The sequence below is a fragment of the Lacrimispora sp. genome (genome assembly GCF_031982545.1).
GTDB lineage: Bacteria > Bacillota > Clostridia > Lachnospirales > Lachnospiraceae > Lacrimispora.
Genome location: NZ_DALYXB010000019.1, coordinates 19,012 through 41,290, shown reverse-complemented (window position 1 = coordinate 41,290; position 22,279 = coordinate 19,012). Strand labels below are relative to the sequence as shown.

Below are 22,279 nucleotides of genomic sequence, written 5' to 3'. Positions count from 1 at the left end.
TTTATTCCTTAACAGCTCCGGTCTTATCTTCCTCCGGCTTAATACGCTTGCTTTCCTTTTCCGGTGCACGGTCACCTGCAATAGATTTTTCCTCTGCAAGACCGTACTTCACGCGAACTTTATTCTCAATCTCCAGACAAACAGCCGGGTTGTCCTGAAGATAAATCTTGGAGTTTTCTCTTCCCTGACCGATCTTCACGTTATTATACGCAAACCATGCGCCGCTTTTCTCAACAATATTCTCTTTCACAGCCAGATCCAGGATATCTCCTTCTTTGGAAATTCCCCTTCCGAACATGATATCAAACTCAGCTTCTTTAAATGGGGGAGCTATCTTGTTCTTTACCACCTTAACACGGGCTCTGTTACCTACCATATCGCCGCCCTGCTTTAAGGTCTCAATCTTACGGATATCCAAACGGACAGAAGCGTAAAACTTAAGTGCACGGCCTCCGGTGGTTGTCTCCGGACTTCCGAACATAACTCCTACTTTTTCTCGAAGCTGGTTAATGAATAAAACAATACAGTTGGACTTGCTGATAACAGCAGTAAGCTTTCTGAGAGCCTGGGACATAAGCCTTGCCTGAAGACCTACGTGAGAATCACCCATGTCTCCCTCAATCTCCGCTTTGGGCACAAGGGCTGCAACAGAGTCTACAATGATGATATCAACTGCACCGGAACGAACCATGGTTTCCGTGATCTCAAGAGCCTGTTCTCCGTTATCCGGCTGGGAAATATATAAATTATCGATATCAACACCGATGTTCTTTGCATAAACAGGGTCAAGGGCGTGCTCCGCATCGATAAAGCCTGCGATTCCTCCACGCTTCTGAACCTCTGCTACCATATGAAGAGCAACTGTGGTCTTACCACTGGATTCCGGTCCATAGATCTCCACAACTCTTCCTCTGGGAATTCCGCCAAGGCCAAGTGCGATATCCAGACTTAATGCTCCGGTCGGTATGGTCTCTACATTCATATGGGTTCCAGAATCTCCCAGCTTCATGACAGATCCTTTTCCATATGCTTTCTCTATCTGGGTAAGTGCGGCATCCAGTGCTTTCAGCTTATCATCTTTATTCATCTTATCCTCCAACACGAACAAATGTTCTTTTAATATTATAATGATAGTATACTTCCAGGCAAATGTCAACCTGTATTTTTACGCTTCTTCAATCATACGCATCACACTCCTGCCTTAGTGGGTTACTTAATATGGCTACTTTGGAAAATAGGGCGAAACGCCTGAATGGGAGACAATAAAGGCAGACTGCCTTATGACTTCTGTTTTACTATAGCACAGACAAAAGGACTCTGCAAGTTTTTCTTGAAAAAGACAGATACGGACCGCCTTTAAAACAAGAACAGTCCGTATCCATTTTCTATAGCAGCAGCTGCTCTACATCAAGCATTCCCCACCCCTGCTGGTTCATGGGGAGCCCGGCATCCACAGCCCGCTCTCTTAACATTAATTTTACATCCCGGTTGCTCATATAGGGATATTTCTGCAGCAATAATGCGATGGCTCCTGAGACCAGGGGGGTGGACATAGAAGTCCCGCTTTTCGTCTGATACTGCCCTGATTCATTGGAACAACTTATGATTCCGGCTCCGGGAGCAATGATTTCCGGCTTACAGATGCATGCACCAGTAGGACCTCTGCCGGAATAGTCAATCATCCGGTTTCCCATCACATTTACCTCTTTGTAATCGTCGGAACACCCTACCGTTATCACTTTCCGGCTGATTCCCGGCGTTGTAATGGTATTGGTTCCAGGTCCCATGTTTCCTGCTGCAACACATACCACAAGACCGTCATCCCAGGCCGCATTCACACCTCTTACCAGTACGGAATTTTCCGTCATTCCTTTTCTTGAAAAGGAACCAACCGATATATTTACAATCCTGATCCCATACCTTTCTCTGTTGTCACGGATCCACTTCAGACCAGAAAGTACATCCGAAGCATATCCATTTCCTTTTTTGTCCAATACTTTCAGCATAATAATGTGGCACTCCGGAGCAACACCCATATAGAGGCCATTGGAGGCTCTGCCCTCTCCTGCTATTATTCCGGATATATGAGTACCATGGCCATTGTCATCGTATGGCTCCCGCCTGCGGTGAACAATGTCCACAAAAGCTGCCAATCTATGTTCAAGGTCCTCATGAAGGTAAATTCCCGTATCAAGAACTGCAACACCAATTCCGCGACCGGTCAGTCCCATGCGAAGGGCACTGTCACAGTGTATTACTTCTCTTACCTGATTCACAGTCCGCTACCTGATTCCTTTTTTTATTAAGATATTCCGGTACGCTTCCCATGGTTTCTTTTCCATCTAAAATACAGGTGGAATTTTCCATTTGTATTTTATTTTCCAAAGCAGCTAAAAGTTATAAACACAATTATAAAACATAATAATAAGGACAAATATCCTCAAAATGGCCATCTTTCATGTAAAATCCGCCGGGAATTGTCCCAAGCTGTTTAAAACCAAGCCGTTCATATAAATGCCTTGCATGGGTATTCGTTGAAACTACAGCATTAAATTGCATAATTCTGAATCCATGCTGTCTGGCTTTGATCAGACAATCTGTTACTAACGCTTCACCAATATGCATACCCCGACTTTCAGAGCTTACCGCATAACTGGCATTGCAAATATGACCACATCTTCCTACATTGTTCGGATGAAGAATATATAGACCATATAACTTACCGCTTTCGATATCTACTGCCACAGAACAATATGTTTGTGATTCAAAAAAGGCATAGCCTGTTTCCCAAGTCAACAAATCCTTTTGAGGAAACGCAATTCCCTCCTGAACAACTTCGTTCCATATGTGAATCATGAAATTAACATCTTCAATCGTGTATTCTCTTGTTTTAATCCTCAACTGAGTACATCCCTTCTTTTGAAATTTAATGTGCTTTTTTTCATTCATATAAGTAGAATATCACCCCGCTTACCAACTATCAATATTAGTTTGGCAGCATCCTTAAGCTATAAGGGAAACAAAGACGACCACTGGGCAGGAAAAAGCCAGGGCGATACTGATTCTAACAGGAAATCCATCACCCCTTATTTTTCTGCAAACCATTAAAGTTAAGAAAATCTTCATAATCTATTCAAACAATATACAAACTTTTCAAGAAGCGGTGTGTTATACTAAACACATAAGAAATGCACAACGTAACAATTATCCTTTCACCCTTTTTGAAAATCCGAAAATCCTAAGAAAAGTCCCCTGTGTCTTTGACACAGGGATTTTTCTATGCAAAAGAAAAGATCCCGCCAGCAGTTGTCTGAAAACGAGATCTTATTTTTCTTTATTAAATGCAATTATTCATACTTTATATTTTTAAGCACATCGAAGCAATCAAAGGTTGAAAAATAGTCTTTTGGAGTCTCTGCCCTGCGGATCAGCTCAACCGATCCATCTTCTTTGAGAAGCAGCTCTGCAGATTTTAATTTTCCGTTGTAATTATATCCCATGGCATACCCGTGAGCACCTGTATCATGAATAAAAAGCAGGTCTCCCCTGGAGATCTCCGGCATCATACGGTCAATGGCAAACTTGTCATTATTCTCACAAAGCGATCCCACAACATCATACTTATGGCTGCAGGGAGCATCCTCTTTTCCCATAACCGTTATGTGATGGTAGGCACCATACATGGCAGGCCTCATAAGATTTACTGCGCAGGCATCTACGCCTACATACTCTTTGTGTGTATGTTTTTCATGAATGGCTCTGGTCACCAACGCGCCGTACGGCCCTAACATAAACCGGCCAAGCTCCGTATAGATTGCCACATCCCCCATTCCTTCCGGAACAAGTACTTCTTCATAAACCGTTCTTACGCCCTCACCAATTGCCAGAATATCGTTGGGTTCCTGACCCGGACGGTAAGGAATACCGATTCCGCCGGAAAGATTGATAAAAGTAACCTCTGCTCCTGTTTCCTTTTTTAGCTTTACTGCAAGCTCAAAAAGTACCTTGGCAAGAAGGGGATAATATTCCGTAGTCACTGTATTGCTTGCCAGAAATGCATGAATTCCGAATTTCTTAGCTCCCTTACTCTTTAAGATACGAAATGCCTCAAAGATCTGCTCTGTCGTCATACCATACTTGGCATCTCCGGGATTATCCATAATATCATTGCTGATCTTAAATATTCCGCCCGGGTTATAACGGCAGCTGATCGTTTCCGGAATATGACCGATGGCTTTTTCCAGAAAATCAATATGAGTAATGTCATCCAGATTGATGATTCCTCCGATCTGGTCTGCAAACTGGAATTCCTCTGCAGGCGTGTCATTGGAGGAAAACATAATGTCGGGACCGGAAAATCCAATGGCATCAGACATCATAAGCTCCGTCATAGAGGAACAGTCAGCTCCGCAGCCATACTCTTTTAATATATTTAAAATAAATGGATTGGGAGTTGCCTTCACCGCAAAATATTCCCGGTATCCCTTATTCCAGGAAAATGCTTCTTTTAATTTCTTCGCATTCTCCCTGATGCCCTTTTCATCGTATAAATGGAAGGGAGTTGGATATTCATTCACAATTTCTTCTAATTGATCTTTGGTTACAAATGGTCTTTTCTCCATTGTTTTCCTCTCCTCTCATAACGTTACCATATGCAGAAAAGAGCCATCTCCGGCACATCTGCTAGTAAGCTACATTGTACCGGGGATAGACTCTTTTGTCTACACTTTTTTGTATAAATATTCAGAAATACTGTAAGAAGTCATTAATCGACTGTCACAACACGCATAATATTGGTATGAGCTGCAGGCTCATGCTTTCTTGCAGGACTTACTACACCTGCGGTTACAACTACTATGTCATTCTCTTTAATAATGGATCTTGCCTTTAACAGCTCCAAAGAGGAATAAATTAACACGTCAGTTGACTCGGCTCGTCTTGCCTGGAATGGTATGACACCCCAGTACAGCTGCATCTGACGAAGAGCAGAAGCACTTGGAGATAAGCCGATAATTAAGCTTTCCGGTCTCCATTTGGATAACAGTCTTGTGGTGAAACCAGTAATACTTGGAGCTACAATCACTTTTGCTCCCAGGTCATGAGCGGTGGATACAGAAGAGTAACATACTGCATTGGATACATTCTGTGTATTCACTGCAGATACCTTACGCTGTCTGTATCCGGTGTAATCCAGATGCTTTTCTGTTTCTTCTACGATGGAAGCCATCATGGAAAGAGCCTCTACCGGATATTTACCCATTGCAGTTTCACCAGAAAGCATAACTGCATCTGTTCCATCATAAACAGCATTGGCAACGTCAGTTACTTCTGCTCTGGTTGGACGGGGGTTACGGATCATGGAATCTAACATCTGTGTTGCAGTAATAACCGGCTTGCAGGCCTCATTACATTTCTCGATAATGCTCTTCTGAATAAACGGAACTTCCTGAGCCGGAATCTCAACACCCATATCACCACGGGCAACCATGATTCCATCGCTGGCTTCAATGATTTCATCCAGATTTTCAATTCCTTCCGCATTCTCAATCTTAGCAATAACAGCGATGTCAGAGCCATGCTCTGCCAGTATATCTTTAATCTCACGTACCGCTGCAGCCGTACGTACAAAGGAAGCTGCAATAAAATCAAATCCCTGTTCGATACCGAAACAGATATCTGCTTTATCCTTATCAGTAAGAGCCGGAAGTTTAATCTTTACATTAGGGACATTTACTCCCTTTCTCTCTCCCAGTTCGCCGCCGTTTACAATTCTGCAGGTGATTTCGCTGCCCTTCACTTCTAAAACCTCAAGTTCAATCAGACCGTCATCAATCAGAATCCGGTTGCCCGCAACTACATCTTCATTTAAGCCGTCATAGTTGATATGGCCCTTACTCTCGTCACCCACAATCTCATCTGTTGTGAGAACATAGGTATCGCCTTCTTTTAAAGTTACCTTTTTACCATCTTTTAAAAGTCCGGTACGAATCTCCGGTCCTTTTGTATCAAGAAGAGCAGCGATTGGAAGGTCTAATTCCTGGCGAATGCTCTTTAACATGTCAAGACGTTCTTTTTGTTCCTCATAATCACCGTGTGAGAAGTTGAATCTGGCGATATCCATTCCGTGCTCAGCAAGTGATTTCATCAGTGCGCGGTCATTTGTGTTTGGTCCCATCGTGCAAATAATTTTGGTTCTCTTCATATTATCCTCCGTAGCTAGTTGGTCGTATCACCGGTTGTGGGGTTATCCGATGTTACATGTTTATGTGTATACAAATGCTCCGAACAGTATTCTAAACTGCCTTCACATTTTGAACAATACCGGAATTCCAGGTTTGGGGAATCCTTTTCGGTCCGACCGCATACGGCGCACTTGTGGTGGGTTCCTCCCTGGGGCATAATTTTCATCTGACGGTGAAAATTCTGCTTTCTTTTGATTTCCTTCGGATTAAACCGGTTTAAATCCCGGGTGAGAAGGAAAAACACGAAAAAGTTAATCAGTGACATGACAATCGTGATCCTGGTTGCCATATTTCCCATAATAAACTCATACAGGAAATAGATTCCATTAAACATCGCCATCCATTTGGCCTTAATGGGAATCACAAAAAACAGAAGAAATTCCAGATCAGGGAATGTCGCAGCAAAAGCAAAAAACAGAGAATAATTTAAAAACTCCGTTGTCAGATAAATTCTCTGTCTGAAAAAGATGTAAACAACCAAAGCGGCTGCCACATGACCAATTACTCCCATAAAGAAGTAAACATTAAATCGGAAAGCTCCCCAGATTCTCTCTAAATTAACTCCCAGCATATAGTAAAGATACATGCCAATCAGACTTCCGAAAAGACTTCCTCCGCCCGGCGGATAAATCATAAAGGTAACAACTCTCCACACCTGACCGCTTAGAATCTTCTGTGCATCGAGTGCTAAATACTGTAAATAAAATTCCGGAGCAAAAAGCTGTAAGAACAGTCCGGTCCCATACATGCCAATGATATAGTACATAAGATTCGGAATGGCATATTTTCTGTATCTGCGTTCCAGATTATAAAAAAATTTCATGCGTTCAACCTTCCTAAGCTAAAACAAATCCTTTTTGGAAAAAATCCAGGCAACACTCAATGTCAGAATCAGTGTAAGACCTAAAACAATCCAGAAGCCATATGGGTTGTCCGCAAAGGGAACTCCCGCTGGATTCACATTCATACCATAAAAGCTTGCTACCATGGTAGGTATGGACATTACAATGGTGATAGTTGCCAGAAACTTCATGACAATGTTTAAGTTGTTAGAAATAACGGAAGCAAATGCATCCATGGTTCCGCTTAGAATTCCGCTGTAGATGTTGGCCATCTCAATCGCCTGTTTGTTCTCTACGATAACATCCTCAAGAAGTTCGGTATCTTCTGGATATTTCTTAATCTTTTCATTCCTCATAAGCTTTTCTAACACTACTTCATTGGAACGTAAGGATGTGGTGAAATAAACCAGACTCTTTTCCAGTTCCAAAAGCTCAATGAGCTCCCGGTTTTTTGTGGATTTATGAAGTTTTTCTTCAACAACAGCGCTTTTCTTATCAATGACTCTTAGATACTGCAAATATAACGATGCGTTCTTATAAAGAATCTGAAGAATAAACCGGGTTTTCATGTAAGTATGAAAATCCCTCACCCGTCCATCCATAAAGGCATTTAATACCGTTGTTTCTTCCAGGCATACCGTTATGATAGCTTCGTCAGTGGTGATGATTCCCATGGGTATTGTAACATACCAGTCTTTTCCGCCCCTCTCCTCAATGGTTGGAACGTCAACAAGGATCAGCGTGTAATTATTTTCTGTTTCAATACGGGAACGCTCTTCCTCATCAAGAGGAGCTCTTAAATCATCCGGATCAATACGGTAGGTATCTGCGATTTCCAGTATCTCCGTAGCTGTAGGATTGGTAAGTGCGATCCAGCACCCCGGAGAAAGCTCATCCTTTTGTTGAATCAGGCCGTCTTCTGTTTTATAAATCTGAATCATGGCTTTTCTCCCTTCTACGGAAGTATTTTGTGTATACTTTGGCGGACTTTGACTTATACATTATAGTTTCCCCGACCCTTTTTGTCAAACGAAAAGCTACCGTAATTTGTGAACTTACACAAATTTTACTAAGTTTAACATTTTTTTAGCATGTCCAGGCAATTGTTTTATTTCTTATTTTATGTTAAACTGATGTCCGGTGAGTCAGCAACTTACTTTTACACTAAAGGAGGCAGGGGTTAACCCCGCGCATATGAATACATACAACACTTTAGGAATCGATATCGGTTCCACAACCGTAAAGATTGCTATTTTAGATCAAAATCAACAGCTATTGTTCGCTGATTACGAGCGGCATTTTGCAAACATACAGGAAACACTGGCAGGCCTTTTAAAGAAGGCCTATGACCAGTTAGGGCCTATGGATCTTGTTCCGGCCATAACCGGTTCCGGCGGTCTTACTCTGTCCCGTCATTTAAAGACACCATTCGTACAGGAAGTGGTGGCTGTTGCTACCTCATTAAAAGATTATGCCCCGCAGACCGACGTGGCAATCGAGCTTGGCGGAGAAGATGCGAAAATTATTTATTTTAGCGGCGGCATTGACCAGAGAATGAACGGAATCTGTGCCGGTGGCACGGGATCCTTTATTGACCAGATGGCTGCTCTTTTACAGACTGATGCCAAGGGGCTCGATGAGTATGCTTCCAATTACAAGGCGATCTATCCAATTGCTGCCCGTTGCGGCGTATTTGCCAAAACAGACATTCAGCCTCTTATTAATGAAGGAGCTACCAGAGAAGATCTGGCAGCGTCTATTTTTCAGGCGGTCGTTAACCAGACCATCAGCGGTCTGGCATGTGGTAAGCCAATCAGAGGCAATGTGGCATTTTTAGGAGGACCTCTCCACTTTCTACCTGAACTTCGGAAAGCGTTTATCCGCACTTTAAATCTCACCGGAGATGCAATTATCGCGCCCGAACATTCCCATCTCTTTGCTGCCATTGGCGCTGCCATGAACACAGAAGATAAGACGGATGCAAAGGTCTCTCTTGAGGATATGATCTCCCGATTGTCAAATGGTATTCGGATGGAATTTGAAGTAAAGCGAATGGAGCCATTGTTTGCAGGACAGGAAGATTTCGATGAATTTATTAACCGTCATAGCAGTCACTGTGTGAGAAAGGGAGAGCTGTCTTCCTATCACGGCAAATGCTTCTTAGGAATTGATGCCGGTTCCACTACTACAAAAGTTGCAGTGGTTGGGGAAGACGGAACCCTGCTTTACAGCTTTTACAGCAGCAACAACGGATCTCCGCTGTCCACTGCTGTCCGCGCAATTAAAGAGATAAAAGAACAGATACCTGATGACAGCCAGATTGTATGGTCTTGTTCCACCGGATATGGAGAAGCCTTATTAAAGGCTGCGTTCCTTCTTGATGAGGGAGAAGTTGAGACAATTTCCCATTATTATGCGGCTGCATTTTTTGAACCGGAAGTGGATTGCATCTTAGACATCGGCGGACAGGATATGAAGTGCATCCGCATAAAGAATAATACGGTAGACAGTGTTCAGTTAAATGAGGCATGCTCTTCTGGCTGCGGTTCCTTTATTGAAACCTTCGCCAATTCCTTAAATTACAAAGTGGAAGATTTTGCCACTGAGGCTATATTTGCCAAAAACCCCACTGATCTTGGAACCAGATGTACCGTTTTTATGAACTCCAATGTGAAGCAGGCTCAAAAAGAAGGGGCTGAAGTTTCTGATATTTCTGCGGGACTTGCGTATTCCGTTATAAAAAACGCATTATTTAAAGTTATTAAAATAACAAGCGCCTCTGATCTTGGAAAACATGTCGTAGTTCAGGGCGGTACCTTTTATAACAATGCAGTACTTCGAAGCTTTGAAAAAATATCCGGCTGTGAGGCAGTAAGACCGGACATAGCCGGAATTATGGGAGCCTTTGGAGCCGCATTAATTGCAAGAGAGCGTTATGACCAGTCGGCAAAGACTGCAATGCTGGATCTTGACAAGATTCTGGCTCTTCACTATGAGACATCAATGAGCCGATGCAAGGGCTGTACCAACAACTGCGTTCTGACCATCAACCGGTTTGACGGCGGACGCCAGTTCATCTCCGGAAACCGCTGTGAGCGGGGACTTGGAAAAGAAAAAACAAGACGTGAGATTCCAAACCTGTTTGATTACAAAAATCACCGGATGTTTGATTATGAACCGTTAAGCGCTGATCTGGCCACACGGGGAGTCATCGGAATTCCACGGGTACTGAACCTTTATGAAAATTATCCCTTCTGGGCTGTATTTTTCCATACCTTAAAGTTCCGTACCGTACTGTCCCCACAATCCTCCAGGAAGATCTATGAACTGGGTATTGAATCCATCCCCAGTGAATCCGAGTGTTATCCGGCAAAGATCGCTCACGGTCATGTGGAATGGCTTATTAAGCAGGGGATTAAAACTATTTTTTACCCATGTATCCCATACGAACGAAATGAGAGTCCTGATGCAGGCAATCATTTTAACTGCCCCATTGTTACCTCCTACTCAGAAAACATTAAGAATAACGTAGAAGGAATTAAAACAGAAGCCATTCGATTCTTAAATCCGTTTATGGCTTTTACCAATGAAGAAGTCTTAACGAAACGCTTAACAGAGGTCTTTACCAAAGAATTTGACATTCCTGCATCGGAAGTTGCTGACGCTTCCCATAAAGCCTGGACAGAGCTCATGGCTTCCCGCACAGATATGGAGAAAAAAGGGGAAGAAACCTTACAGTGGTTAAAAGAAAATAACAGACACGGAATCGTACTGGCCGGCCGGCCTTACCATGTTGATCCGGAAATCAATCACGGAATTCCGGAATTGATTACCTCTTATGGTTTTGCAGTGCTGACCGAGGATTCCATCTCCCATCTTGCTGACATTGAACGCCCTCTGGTTGTAACAGATCAGTGGATGTACCACACCCGGCTTTACCGGGCTGCCAGTCTGGTGAAAAAAGAGAACAACTTGGACTTAATTCAGCTTAATTCCTTTGGATGCGGTCTGGATGCCGTCACTACAGATCAGGTTAATGATATCCTGACCGGTTCCGGCAAAATTTATACAGTATTGAAAATAGACGAGGTTAACAACTTAGGTGCCGCCAGAATTCGTGTCCGCTCTCTCATTGCCGCCTTAAAGGTACGTGACAAGCGTCACTTCGAGCATAAAGTGGTTTCCAGCGCCTATAACAGAGTGATGTTTACCAAGGAGATGAAGCAGGAATATACCATCCTTTGTCCCCAGATGTCTCCTCTGCATTTTGACCTTTTACAGCCCGCTATCCGGGCATTCGGCTACCGGGTGGAGGTTCTGCAGAACGATAACCGCTCTGCCATTGATACAGGCTTAAAATACGTAAATAACGATGCCTGCTATCCTTCCCTGATTGTAGTCGGACAGATTATGGAGGCACTGCTTTCCGGGAAATATGATTTAGACAGAACTGCTGTGTTTATGAGCCAGACAGGCGGAGGCTGCCGTGCTTCCAACTACATCGGTTTTGTACGCAGAGCCCTTGACCGGTCTGGGATGAGTCAGGTGCCTGTGATTTCAGTCAACGCGGGAAACATGGAATCCAATCCCGGCTTTACCATCTCGCTGCCGCTGTTAACAAAAGCCATGCAGGCAGTGGTATACGGAGATATATTTATGAGGGTGCTTTACGCCACCCGTCCATATGAGAAGATACCTGGTTCAGCCAACTCTCTCCATGAAAGATGGAAAGAACGCTGTATTGTATCTCTCTCAAAGAAGTCCGCTGACATGATCGAGTTTTCCCGCAACATTAAGGGCATCATCAGAGATTTTGATAACCTGCCAAGAAACTCTGTGATAAAACCAAAGGTTGGTATCGTAGGTGAGATTCTTGTGAAGTTTTCTCCACTTGCCAATAACCGGATCGTAGAGCTTTTGGAGGCAGAAGGCGCTGAGGCTGTTATGCCTGATTTAATGGACTTTTTACTGTACTGCTTTTATAACACAAACTTTAAGGCAGATTTCCTTGGAGGAAAAAAATCCACCGCATTCATTGCCAATATGGGAATCTCGCTTTTGGAATTCTTCCGTAAGACTGCCAAACGGGAACTGGAAAAGAGTAAGAACTTTACTGCTCCGGCTCATATCGGAAACCTTGCTAATATGGCAAATGACTTTGTTTCCATCGGCAATCAGACCGGGGAAGGCTGGTTCTTAACCGGAGAGATGCTGGAACTGATCCATACCGGTACCAATAATATTGTGTGCACCCAGCCATTTGGCTGCCTCCCCAATCATATTGTGGGAAAAGGCGTAATCAAGGAGTTAAGAAAAGCATATCCTGACTCCAACATCATCGCAGTGGATTACGATCCAGGCGCCAGTGAAGTAAATCAGTTAAACCGGATTAAACTTATGCTTTCAACAGCACAGAAAAATCTTCTAAAAGAACAAAATCAAACCACCGGACAGGAATAGTGTTCCGTTGATACAAAAATACCGGAAACCTTAAAAATAGGTTTCCGGTATTTTTTAATTATTTCCCACTGCCAGCATCGCCTGAAAACAGTTATAGTTTAACCCGTGCTGTAATTCGAAGCTGAAATTTCTCACGTCTTCTTTTAAATAACTACCAAGCTCTTTATTTCCTTCATAAGCAAAATCCATGAGTTCATCGATGTATTTCTTTAATTGTTCCTCTAACTCTTCTCTGGTCTTTTCACTGATAAAAAGCTTAAGACGTTCCATCTCAATAGAGGAATATCCATTTAAATCAATGCTTTTTCCTGCAATCCGGCAGCCTAAGACATTCCTGATCACAATGGAGGCCAGATTAATGATCAGTTCTCCATGATCACCTGAATAGGCATTCAGCACATGCATGATATAGGCCTCAGGCAGTTTCTGTAAAAAACTTTGTTCCAGATGGGCACTTCTTACATAGACTTCCATCAGATCCGCACCGCTACGGGGTTCTAAGGAAACCAGAACAGGATAATCAAGGGTAAGAATATGGTTCATGGGGTGAAAGCGTGCATCATAATACAGAAAAAATTCCGGCATCCCTTTTTGAAAAGTATCATAACAGCACCGATTGCCGTAAAATTCAAACTCTTTCATCATAAGGTTATATTCCTGTTGGATTTTTTTAACCTTTTCTATGAGTATCTCATATCCCTGCCTGTAGGCGGTATCTGCGGATACAGTGGAGTGTGCTGTAACCAGGTCCCTTAAGCCAGCTGCTGCATTTTCATATTCTTCTATACAATAAATTACGGCTCCCATCAGCTGCCTTGCCTTATCATAAGAGATTGACGTGCTTTCATTGCTTGTATACCGGGCTGCAAGCTTTGCCACTACAGGCATTAACTCCTCCTGGCTATATTTCATCATCATCCTCTTCCCAGTTATCATGGAAACCAGATCTGGTTTTCCGTGCAAAGCCCTCCAGAGCAGTATCTTCCAGGTAATCGACTGATCCCTGACAGGGACCGTCAAACTGTTCCTTCATGAATTCAATCAGTTCATCATCCGGTATTTCATCCAGGGTATCATTTTTATACGAATAGAATATTTCCTGCAGCCTTCCAAGGGTATCCGTGTAGTTATCCTGATAAATATACGGGGAATCACAAAAGGCAAAAATAAGCTTTGGAAGAATTCCTTCTCCGAATTCCACCCGTTCCTGCTTCTTTAAAATATTTGTTCTCTCTTTTAAAAGCAGTGCAGCATCTTCCTCTGATAATTTAAGACCAAATCTTCCGGTATATTCGTTTGCAGCATTTAATCTTGCAAGCGAAGCGTTGTCCTCTTTGTTCACCAGCCATTTTTCATTGTCCATAATCATACTCCTTTCTGATAAATCCACAGTTTACGCCTGTTTCAGGGAAATTACAAGACTTGAAAAAAAGTCATTTTTGTGGTATTATATTACCATCAGATCAAGTGATTATTCTTACTTTACAGGAAATTTTATTTTCATCACATAGCTGCTGTCATGGTTTATCACTTCACATATTCCACTCATTTTATCCATCATAGACTTAATATTCTGAATCCCCATTTTGTGCTTTCCCCGCATTTTCTCCTTCATCTCCTTTTTTTAATACGTTTATTATTTCCTGCTGATTCCCTTTGTCTATCTTTCTGCCGGTCAATCTGGTAAAATAACAGCAGAGAAATGAAAACAGGAGAAAATCATGAAGCGATACCAAATAGTTATTCTGCCTGCTATTCTAGTGCTGCTTGCGGGTTGTGCAAGATCTGCCGTCCTTTCCTCTCCCTCCGTCCAAGTGCCAGAAGAGAATGAGACCTCTTTTCCTTCAAACACCGAACCCCCTGCTGCCTCTGACCAGGTAACTGTGAAAAAGGACAGGCTTCCGGAAGGAATCAGCGAAGATTTCATGGCTTTTATTAAATCCACATATGGAACCAGTGTCTACGACAGACTCATAACCTCATTTGAATCAGGTTCTGATGGAGGCGGGCTCTGGCATGAACTGACCGGAAACTCTCTTCTTGTTTTAAAGGATCTTTATTCTGGGATACTTAACAGCCCTGACGCAGCACGTTCCCACAATATCTGGCTGAAACAATCGTCTAATCCCAATCAGGTGGTGTTATCCTTTGCCGGAGATTTGAGTTTTGCAGACGGATATGCCAATATGTCCGCATATTACGCAAGAGGTGGTATTGATTCCTGCATTCTGACAAATGTAAGAGCACGGATGGCTTCCGCTGATATTATGATGATTAACAATGAATTCAGCTATAGCAGAAGGGGAAACCCACTGCCAGGAAAAGCCTTTACATTCCGGGCAGATCCTTCCATGGTACAAAATCTGCATTCCCTGTCCGTGGATCTGGTATCTCTGGCAAATAATCATGTTTACGATTACGGGGCAGATGCCCTTATGGATACTCTTGACACATTATCCGGTGCCGGGATTCCCTATGCCGGTGCTGGAAGAAATATTGAGGAAGCAAAAGAACCCGTCTATTTTATATCCGGGGGAATGAAAATATCCTATGTCTGCGCCACTCAGATTGAACGTTCCACCCGATTTACAAAAGAAGCAGGTCCTGACAGTCCGGGGGTTTTAAGAACAGATGATCCTGATCTGTATTTAGGTGCTGTAAAAACAGCAAAGGAAAACAGCGACTTTGTAGTGGTGTTTATCCATTGGGGAACAGAAGGAACCAATTACTATGGAGAGGACCAGCAAAATCTGGCTCGTCAGCTCATTGACCATGGTGCAGGACTAATCATTGGCTGCCACCCCCATGTCCTTCAGGGAATTGAGTATTACAAGAGTGTTCCCATTGTGTATAGTCTGGGCAACTTCTGGTTCAACAGCAGAACAATTCCTACCGGACTTGCAGAGGCAACGGTCACCCCAAACGGTCTTAAGAAACTTCAGTTTATCCCATGTATTCAGGAAAATTGCAGCACTGATCTGGTCGTTTCTCCTGATGAAAAGCAGAAATCCTTCCAGTATATGGAACAGCTCTCTTCCACAATTACCATAGATACTGAGGGACTGATTCAGCCTCTTCCAGAATAAGGTAAGATTACAATTCTATTAACAAATCGCCATTTTCTTACGTATTCTTACGCCTTTTTAACTTCCCTTGACCTTGTACTTACTCCATGGTTTAAAGTCTCCCTATCAGCCGATACGAGCTGAATAAGCCCGATAAACGGGCAGGAGAAATGAACACCCTGACAGGAGATACAAACACCCTGGGGGTATCCCTATATGCCCAAAAACCATGGGCGGGAGAGATGAAAGGAGAATTATTATGAAGAAACAGAAACTGAAATGGCTGATTCCCTGCGCTGCAGCGATTTTTACCATAGGTGCCTCCATGACATCCTTTGCAGCACAAGGTTGGTCCGAAGAAAACGGCAGCTGGGTCTACTATGACAAAAGTGGTGATATGACTACAGAAGCCTGGAGAAAATCAGGAGATAACTGGTTTTACTTAGATTCTGATGGACAGCTTGCTACAAATCAGATCATTGAATCAGACGATAATTACTATTATGTAAACTCTGTAGGTGCTATGGTTACTGACGAGTGGAGAGAGGTTGCTTCTGACAGTGACGACGAAGATGCAGCAGATACCGACTGGTACTATTTTGGCAGCAACGGTAAAGCCTATCAGGCATCTACTAACGGTAAAACTAATTTTAAATCAATAAAAATCGCAAATGGAGAAACTCACTCCTATGCATTCGATACAGAAGGAAAGATGCTGTACGGCTGGCTTGATGATGCTTCTACCCGTGTTACCGGGGATGATGCATGGAAAGAGGGCGTATATTACTGTGGCGATGCTTCTGACGGTGCTCGCGCTGATGGCTGGAAATCCATTGAAGTGGAAGACGATACAGATAAGGATGACAATTTCAACGGCTCCTACTGGTTCTACTTTGGTTCAAACGGTAAAAAGACCACTGATACAACCAAAACCATTAACGGTAAAAAATATCGTTTTAATGAATACGGTGCTGCAAAATATGACTGGTACGAGGTTAGTCCTGCTTCTACTTCCACAGCTAGTTCTTCTAACCAGTTTTATAATCTTCCGGAAGAATGCTGGCAGGCAAAAGGCTGGTTTAAGGCAGTTCCAAGCGAAGAACTTGATGCAAAAGGCCATGAAGATGATACTCAGTACTGGTTCTATGCAAACAGTGACGGCAATCTTGTAAAGAGCCAGATTAAAACTATTGACGGCATCCGTTATGCATTCAATGAAATGGGCGAAATGCTTCACGGACTTTATAAGCTCACCGTAACTGGCAACGTGATTGATTCCTATGATGAAATCGAGACAGAAAGCGAGCTTCCTGCAGCAGATGATACAGGTCTGGTTTACTACTTTGGAAATTCACCAAAGGAAGGCGCTATGGCTACAGGCAAAACTACCATTGATTTAGACGGAGAATCCTATACCTTCAACTTCCGCAAATCCGGAAGCAACAAGGGTGCAGGTTACAACGGAATCACTGATGACAGCATTTACATCCAGGGTCGTCTCTTAAAAGCTGATAAAGATGAGAAATACAAAGTAGTTGAATTCAACGGCAAAGAATACTTAATCAGCACCTCTGGTAAGCTTGCAAAGAGCAAAACTAATGTAAAAGACGGTGATGAGAAATATTACAACACCAACAGTGACGGAACAATCAAAGCATCCGGTTACGACAAATTAAAATAATAAATCAATAACAGGAACGGCTGCACAGAATGGATTCTCCATCTTGTGCAGCCGTTTCTTAATATTTCTATTTTATCTCCCGATATACTTTCTCCGCTGTAATGGGAAGTTCCCTGACTCTGGCCCCCACTGCACTTGCTATGGCATCTGCAATGGCGGGGGAAGGAGTGTTAATTACAATCTCTCCAATGGACTTGGCACCAAAAGGTCCAGTGGGTTCATAGCTGCTTTCAAATTCCACCCGGATATTGCCCACATCCAGTCTGGAAGGCAGTTTATACTGCATAAATGAATTCTGTATCATCTGACCTTTATCCGTGTAAGTGATATCCTCATAAAGCGCCATACCGATTCCCTGTGCCAGACCCCCCTCGGTCTGAATTCTGGCCAGATTGGGGTTGATGGTTGTTCCACAGTCTACAACTGCCACATAATCAATAAGCTCTGCCTCACCGGTCTCTTTATCTACCTCCACTTCTGCCATCCCTACCATGAATGGCGGAGGCGAAACCGGGGAGGTATGAGATGCACCGGCAGAAAGCATATTATTATTGGAGCACATTACCTTATTTCCAATATCCTTTAATGATATCTCCAGACTGCCGGCCGGCTGCCATACCCTGCTTCCGTCAAACTCCAGTGTATCTTTTTCACAGGATAAGTATTCTGCACCTTTATTCAGTATTTTGTCACGCATCTCACCACAGGCCTTAACCACAGCCATGCCGGTTAAATACATGGTACTGGAGGCATAGGAACCGGAATCATAGGGCGATACATCCGTATCCGTTCCATGAACCACGATCTGATCTAAGTCACACTCCAGGCAATCCGATGCAACCTGGGCAAGAGTGGTATCACAGCCCGTCCCCATATCAGAAGCACCGATCATAAGCGTATAAAACCCGTCATCATTAAGTCGTAGCTCAACGGAGGCCACATCCACTCCGGATATGGCAGAGCCCTGCATCGCCATGGCAACACCCACTCCACGGACTTTCCCATTTTCCATATCAACTGACGGGTATTTCTTATCCCACTCCATCATTTCCTTAGCGCGGGCCATACAGCGGTCAAGTGCACAGCTATTCAGAGTTTCTCCATAGTAAGCCGGCATAATATCCCCTTCTCTTACCATGTTTAATTCTCTTATCTTCACCTTATCCATCCCAATTTTCTCTGCAAGCTCATTGATGGCAGATTCCACTGCAAAGATTCCCTGCGTGGCTCCGTAGCCCCGGTACGCACCGGCTGACATACAGTTGGTATAAACCACATCGTAAGCGAACCGAAATGCCTTTGGGGTTCTGTACAGCGGGATAGACTTATGTCCTGATAATCCTACAGTTGTAGGGCCGTGTTCTCCATATGCTCCTGTATTGGATAATGTATATACATCAATTGCCTGAAGAATTCCGTTTTCATCCGCTCCGACCCGGACCCTGATTTCCATCTCATGACGGGGAGAGGAAGCGATCTGGGATTCATATCTGCTGTAAATGATTTTAGCCGCCCTGCCGGTTTTCATGGTAACAATTGCAGGATAAACCTCTGCCACTACTGTCTGTTTGGCTCCGAACCCTCCTCCGATTCTTGGCTTGATCACCCGAATCCGTGACTTTGGAATATCCAGTGCATGAGCCAGAATTCTTCTCACATGAAAGGTGACCTGAGTGGAAGCTACCATATTCAGTCTTCCGTAAGCGTCCAGATAGGAGTAGGCGCGGAATGTTTCCATCATGGCCTGCTGGTTCGCTTTTGTATGATATACCTGCTCTACCACATAATCACACTGCTCTAATAATTCCTCCACGTCTCCATGCTCTTCTCCTCCGCAGGCGCATAAATTACGGCGATTATCTGCTCCAACCGGGCAAAGACTTTCCCAGTTATCTTCCGGATGGATGAGAACCTTGTGATCCTTTGCCTTTCTAAAATCAAGAACTGGCTCTAAAACCTCATAGTACACCTTGATAAGCCGCATTGCATGATCAACTGCTTCTTCGGTTTCTCCTGCAACAATTGCAGCAGCATCGCCCACGAAACGCATTCTGTCATCTAAAATCAGCCTGTCATACGGGCTTGGTTCCGGATACGTCTGACCAGCCATGGTAAACCGTTTTTTCGGCACATCCTGATATGTAAGAATGCAGACTATTCCATCTACCTTTTTTGCCTTTTCTGTATCAATCTTACCTATTAAGGCATGGGCATGAGGACTTCTTAATACCTTAACGATCAGACAGTCACCCGGCGCCAGATCGTCTGTAAAAACAGGCTTTCCAGTCACCAATGCTTTCGCATCCTTCTTTTTGACAGAAGTATTCACGGTGCGCATTCTAACATTCATTCCTGTTTTCTCCTCTGCTTAAATATTTTTTTACGGCACGCAGCTGCCCCATATATCCACTGCAGCGGCAAAGATTGCCTGCCAGATACTCTTTGACATTCTCTTCTTCATAAGAATCCAGTTCTTTTTCCATGGCCATAACATTCATGATCAGGCCAGGGCTGCAAAAGCCGCACTGCTCAGCCCCTTCCGCTGCAAGGAAAGAACCAAATTCCTCCGCTTCCTTTTGAGCGCCCTCCAGTGTTACCACGTCACAGCCATCCGCCCTGGCTGCAAGATAGGAACAGGATAGCCTTGAAACTCCATTGACAAGGACGGTGCACAGCCCGCAGTTTTCCGTCTCGCAACCGCATTTCACACTGTAACAGCCTTTTCTTCTCAACAGGTGGAACAGGGTTTCATCGTCGCTTGTCTCCTCATAAATGAGTCTTCCGTTTAATGTAAATTCAATCTGCATTTACCCTTCCTCCCGGTCCAGTGCCATGAAAAGCCGTTTCACATATACTGCAGCAAGATGTTTCCGATACTCTGCACTGCCTCGAAAATTGGTGCCATAACGAAAACGGTCTGCTGCCAGTGCCGCCAGCTTTTTAAAATCTTCCCCTTCCTTGCGGCTTATGACAGCAAGCTCTGCCTTTGCTGGTCTTGCTCCCACTGATACGTAATAAGTATCATCCGTTGCGGACACACAGCATGCAATTAGAGGAAAATCCGTTCTGGTCATTCGGGAAGATGCATAGAATGCCCTTCTGCCGTCCTTTTTAATCCGGATTCTGACCAGAATATCCCGGTTAAATTTCTGACTGCAAAATTCCTCAAGTGGAATAATTCCTCCCTTATAGAGTTCTACATAGGTATCCAGTGCCATCATACAGGTAAGAATGTCAGAAAATCCAAATCTGCCAAATATGCTTCCTCCCACCGTTGCTCCATTGCGAAACTGAACGCCTACGATCGAACGGGTGCATTCCTTAAATAAACCTTTAAAATACCCATCAAGTCCCTTGTGTATTTCCAGCTGGCGCAGTGTACACATGGCTCCGATCACAAACTCTTCATCCGTTTCTTCGACTCCTTCAAGTCCAAGACCGGACAAATCCACCAAAGTCATTTTTATCCTGTTCTGAACCTTCAGCCACATCATTCCTGCACCGATTATACTGCTTTTTTTCTGGTTCAGATTATAAGCTTCTTCCAGACTTTCTGCTCTTACGTAATTTTTAAATCTGATCACTTAAATTATCCTCCTGCATAGAACTGGATCTATCAGTAAATGCCGCCCATATTAATAAGTATTAGTTATAATTGACAATATATTTATTAAAAACCCAAAAAAGTATATCATACTCACACCTGATTTGACAATATTATTTTCCCAGAACAACAACTTGTCCCATCTGCCATCAAGTGATAAGATGGAAAAAAAACAGAAAGGACGTGTATGATGCAGGCATATTTATTTGTTCATTTTAAAGAAAAGGAAGATCCCGATGGAGAAGCCGTCTATTTTTCCATCAGCAAGGATGGATTTCACTGGCAGGAAATAAACGGAGGCATTCCTATTCTTACCAGTGACATTGGAGAACAGGGTGTGCGGGATTTTACTATTTGCCGCACAAAAGAAGGAATTTATTACATACTTGCCACAGATTTAAGCCTTGCAAGAAATTTTAAGACAAAGTATAAAGGGAGCTGGGAAAATGTCAGCAGGGAAGGCAGCAGGAATCTGGTTCTCTGGGAATCTCCCGATCTGATTCACTGGTCCGCCCCACGGCTGATTTCCTTTGGAAGCGAGCCCTTTGGATGTGTCTGGGCTCCTGATATTATTTTTGACAGTGAAGCAGGTGATTACCTGATTCACTGGTCTTCTTCCCACCCTTCTAACAACTATGGAAATAAAAAAATTTATTACAGCAGAACCAAGGATTTTAAATCATTTACCAGTCCCAGGGTACTATATGAAAAAGAAGACAGTGATATTATTGATTCTGCTTTCTATAAAGATGGTGAAACTTTCTACCTCTTTGTTAAAAGTAATCCCAATCCGGCTACCATATTACTGCTTCAGTCACAATGTATTACCGGTCCATTTTCTATCATTCCTAAGTTCAGCGAAGAGATGAAAAAGCTGGAACAGGGACAATACGAAGCCCCTACAGCTTTTCGGACTGAAGATGGACGCTGGTGCCTGTTTTTAGATTACTACGGTACAAAAATAAAAGATAAACAGGGATACGTTCCCTTTATTGCTGAGACAATTTCTTCCGGCAATTTTATCCGTTCCGATAGTTCCTTCTCCTTTCCTTACGGATTCAAGCACGGCACTGTTTTAACGATTAACCAGGAAGAATACCACCGATTGGACTCTGCCCATTTTATTTAAGAAAAATTTGGCATAATAAATTAGCCAAAAACGCTCACAATAATAGATGCAACAAACAATAAAGGAGGGTCAAATCGATGTTAGTAAACGGTAAAAATGAATGTATCCAATGTACTATTGACAATTGCACTTATCATGCCAAGAGTGATGACTACTGCACACTGGAAAAAATCAAAGTAGGAACCCATGAGCAGAATCCTACAAAAAAAGAATGCACAGACTGCGAATCTTTTAAAAACCAGGCATAAAAGCCAAA

Annotated in this window: 17 protein-coding genes; 5 read left to right on the top strand and 12 right to left on the bottom strand. The window is 43.3% G+C overall.

Going from position 1 to position 22,279, the window contains the following annotated elements; genetic code table 11:
• Window position 1 precedes the first annotated feature (1 nt).
• The 7 genes from recA to ABS301_RS23770 all read right to left on the bottom strand — a co-directional run bounded on the left by recA (window position 2) and on the right by ABS301_RS23770 (window position 8,025).
• Window positions 2-1,087, bottom strand: a complete 1,086-nt coding sequence (gene recA, locus ABS301_RS23800) for a recombinase RecA (protein WP_349674546.1) — start codon at window positions 1,085-1,087, stop codon at window positions 2-4.
• Window positions 1,088-1,385: 298 nt separating this feature from the next.
• Window positions 1,386-2,276: a S8 family peptidase gene (locus ABS301_RS23795; RefSeq protein ID WP_349674545.1), complete on the bottom strand. Its 891-nt coding sequence runs from the start codon at window positions 2,274-2,276 to the stop codon at window positions 1,386-1,388.
• Window positions 2,277-2,409: 133 nt separating this feature from the next.
• A complete protein-coding gene (locus tag ABS301_RS23790) occupies window positions 2,410-2,901 on the bottom strand; it encodes a GNAT family N-acetyltransferase (protein ID WP_349674581.1) in 492 nt (163 codons plus the stop codon).
• Between the two features lie 446 nt (window positions 2,902-3,347).
• Entirely contained in the window at window positions 3,348-4,622 is a 1,275-nt protein-coding gene (locus tag ABS301_RS23785; RefSeq protein WP_349674544.1) for a diaminopimelate decarboxylase, read from the bottom strand.
• A 143-nt stretch (window positions 4,623-4,765) separates the two neighbouring features.
• Window positions 4,766-6,202, bottom strand: coding sequence for a pyruvate kinase (gene pyk / locus ABS301_RS23780; protein ID WP_349674543.1), 1,437 nt, complete (start codon window positions 6,200-6,202; stop codon window positions 4,766-4,768).
• 14 nt (window positions 6,203-6,216) lie between these two features.
• Entirely contained in the window at window positions 6,217-7,065 is an 849-nt protein-coding gene (locus ABS301_RS23775) for a DUF1751 domain-containing protein (protein ID WP_349674542.1), read from the bottom strand.
• Between the two features lie 18 nt (window positions 7,066-7,083).
• On the bottom strand, window positions 7,084-8,025 hold the full coding sequence (locus ABS301_RS23770) for a magnesium transporter CorA family protein (protein WP_349674541.1): 942 nt from the start codon (window positions 8,023-8,025) through the stop codon (window positions 7,084-7,086).
• 253 nt (window positions 8,026-8,278) lie between these two features.
• On the opposite strand from ABS301_RS23770, the gene ABS301_RS23765 reads away from it, so the two are divergent.
• Window positions 8,279-12,544: an acyl-CoA dehydratase activase-related protein gene (locus ABS301_RS23765; protein WP_349674540.1), complete on the top strand. Its 4,266-nt coding sequence runs from the start codon at window positions 8,279-8,281 to the stop codon at window positions 12,542-12,544.
• A 54-nt stretch (window positions 12,545-12,598) separates the two neighbouring features.
• On the opposite strand, the gene ABS301_RS23760 is transcribed toward ABS301_RS23765, so the two are convergent.
• Together ABS301_RS23760 and ABS301_RS23755 are read right to left on the bottom strand one after the other, a co-directional pair.
• Complete coding sequence (locus ABS301_RS23760; protein WP_349674539.1) at window positions 12,599-13,432, bottom strand: DUF6179 domain-containing protein; 834 nt, start codon at window positions 13,430-13,432, stop codon at window positions 12,599-12,601.
• A gap of 13 nt (window positions 13,433-13,445) precedes the next feature.
• Window positions 13,446-13,907, bottom strand: coding sequence for a DUF6323 family protein (locus ABS301_RS23755; RefSeq protein ID WP_349674538.1), 462 nt, complete (start codon window positions 13,905-13,907; stop codon window positions 13,446-13,448).
• A gap of 358 nt (window positions 13,908-14,265) precedes the next feature.
• Between ABS301_RS23755 and ABS301_RS23750 the strand changes: the two genes are divergently transcribed.
• Window positions 14,266-15,630, top strand: a complete 1,365-nt coding sequence (locus tag ABS301_RS23750) for a CapA family protein (protein WP_349674537.1) — start codon at window positions 14,266-14,268, stop codon at window positions 15,628-15,630.
• 238 nt (window positions 15,631-15,868) lie between these two features.
• Window positions 15,869-17,290 (top strand): PspC-like choline-binding domain-containing protein, encoded by a 1,422-nt coding sequence (locus ABS301_RS23745; RefSeq protein WP_349674536.1) that lies wholly within the window; start codon window positions 15,869-15,871, stop codon window positions 17,288-17,290.
• 67 nt (window positions 17,291-17,357) lie between these two features.
• Here the strand turns inward: ABS301_RS23745 and ABS301_RS23740 are convergent, their stop codons facing one another.
• The 3 genes from ABS301_RS23740 to ABS301_RS23730 are packed head-to-tail and all read right to left on the bottom strand — an operon-like array spanning window position 17,358 to window position 20,874.
• Entirely contained in the window at window positions 17,358-19,628 is a 2,271-nt protein-coding gene (locus ABS301_RS23740; RefSeq protein ID WP_349674580.1) for a xanthine dehydrogenase family protein molybdopterin-binding subunit, read from the bottom strand.
• Between the two features lies 1 nt (window position 19,629).
• Entirely contained in the window at window positions 19,630-20,097 is a 468-nt protein-coding gene (locus ABS301_RS23735) for a (2Fe-2S)-binding protein (protein ID WP_349674535.1), read from the bottom strand.
• A complete protein-coding gene (locus ABS301_RS23730) occupies window positions 20,098-20,874 on the bottom strand; it encodes an FAD binding domain-containing protein (protein ID WP_349674534.1) in 777 nt (258 codons plus the stop codon). It abuts the gene before it with no gap.
• Window positions 20,875-21,081: 207 nt separating this feature from the next.
• Here ABS301_RS23730 and ABS301_RS23725 point away from each other — a divergent pair, with 207 nt between their 5' ends.
• Window positions 21,082-22,023 (top strand): glycoside hydrolase family 43 protein, encoded by a 942-nt coding sequence (locus tag ABS301_RS23725; protein ID WP_349674533.1) that lies wholly within the window; start codon window positions 21,082-21,084, stop codon window positions 22,021-22,023.
• 77 nt (window positions 22,024-22,100) lie between these two features.
• Complete coding sequence (locus tag ABS301_RS23720; RefSeq protein WP_349667875.1) at window positions 22,101-22,271, top strand: DUF1540 domain-containing protein; 171 nt, start codon at window positions 22,101-22,103, stop codon at window positions 22,269-22,271.
• The last annotated feature ends 8 nt before the right edge of the window (window positions 22,272-22,279 follow it).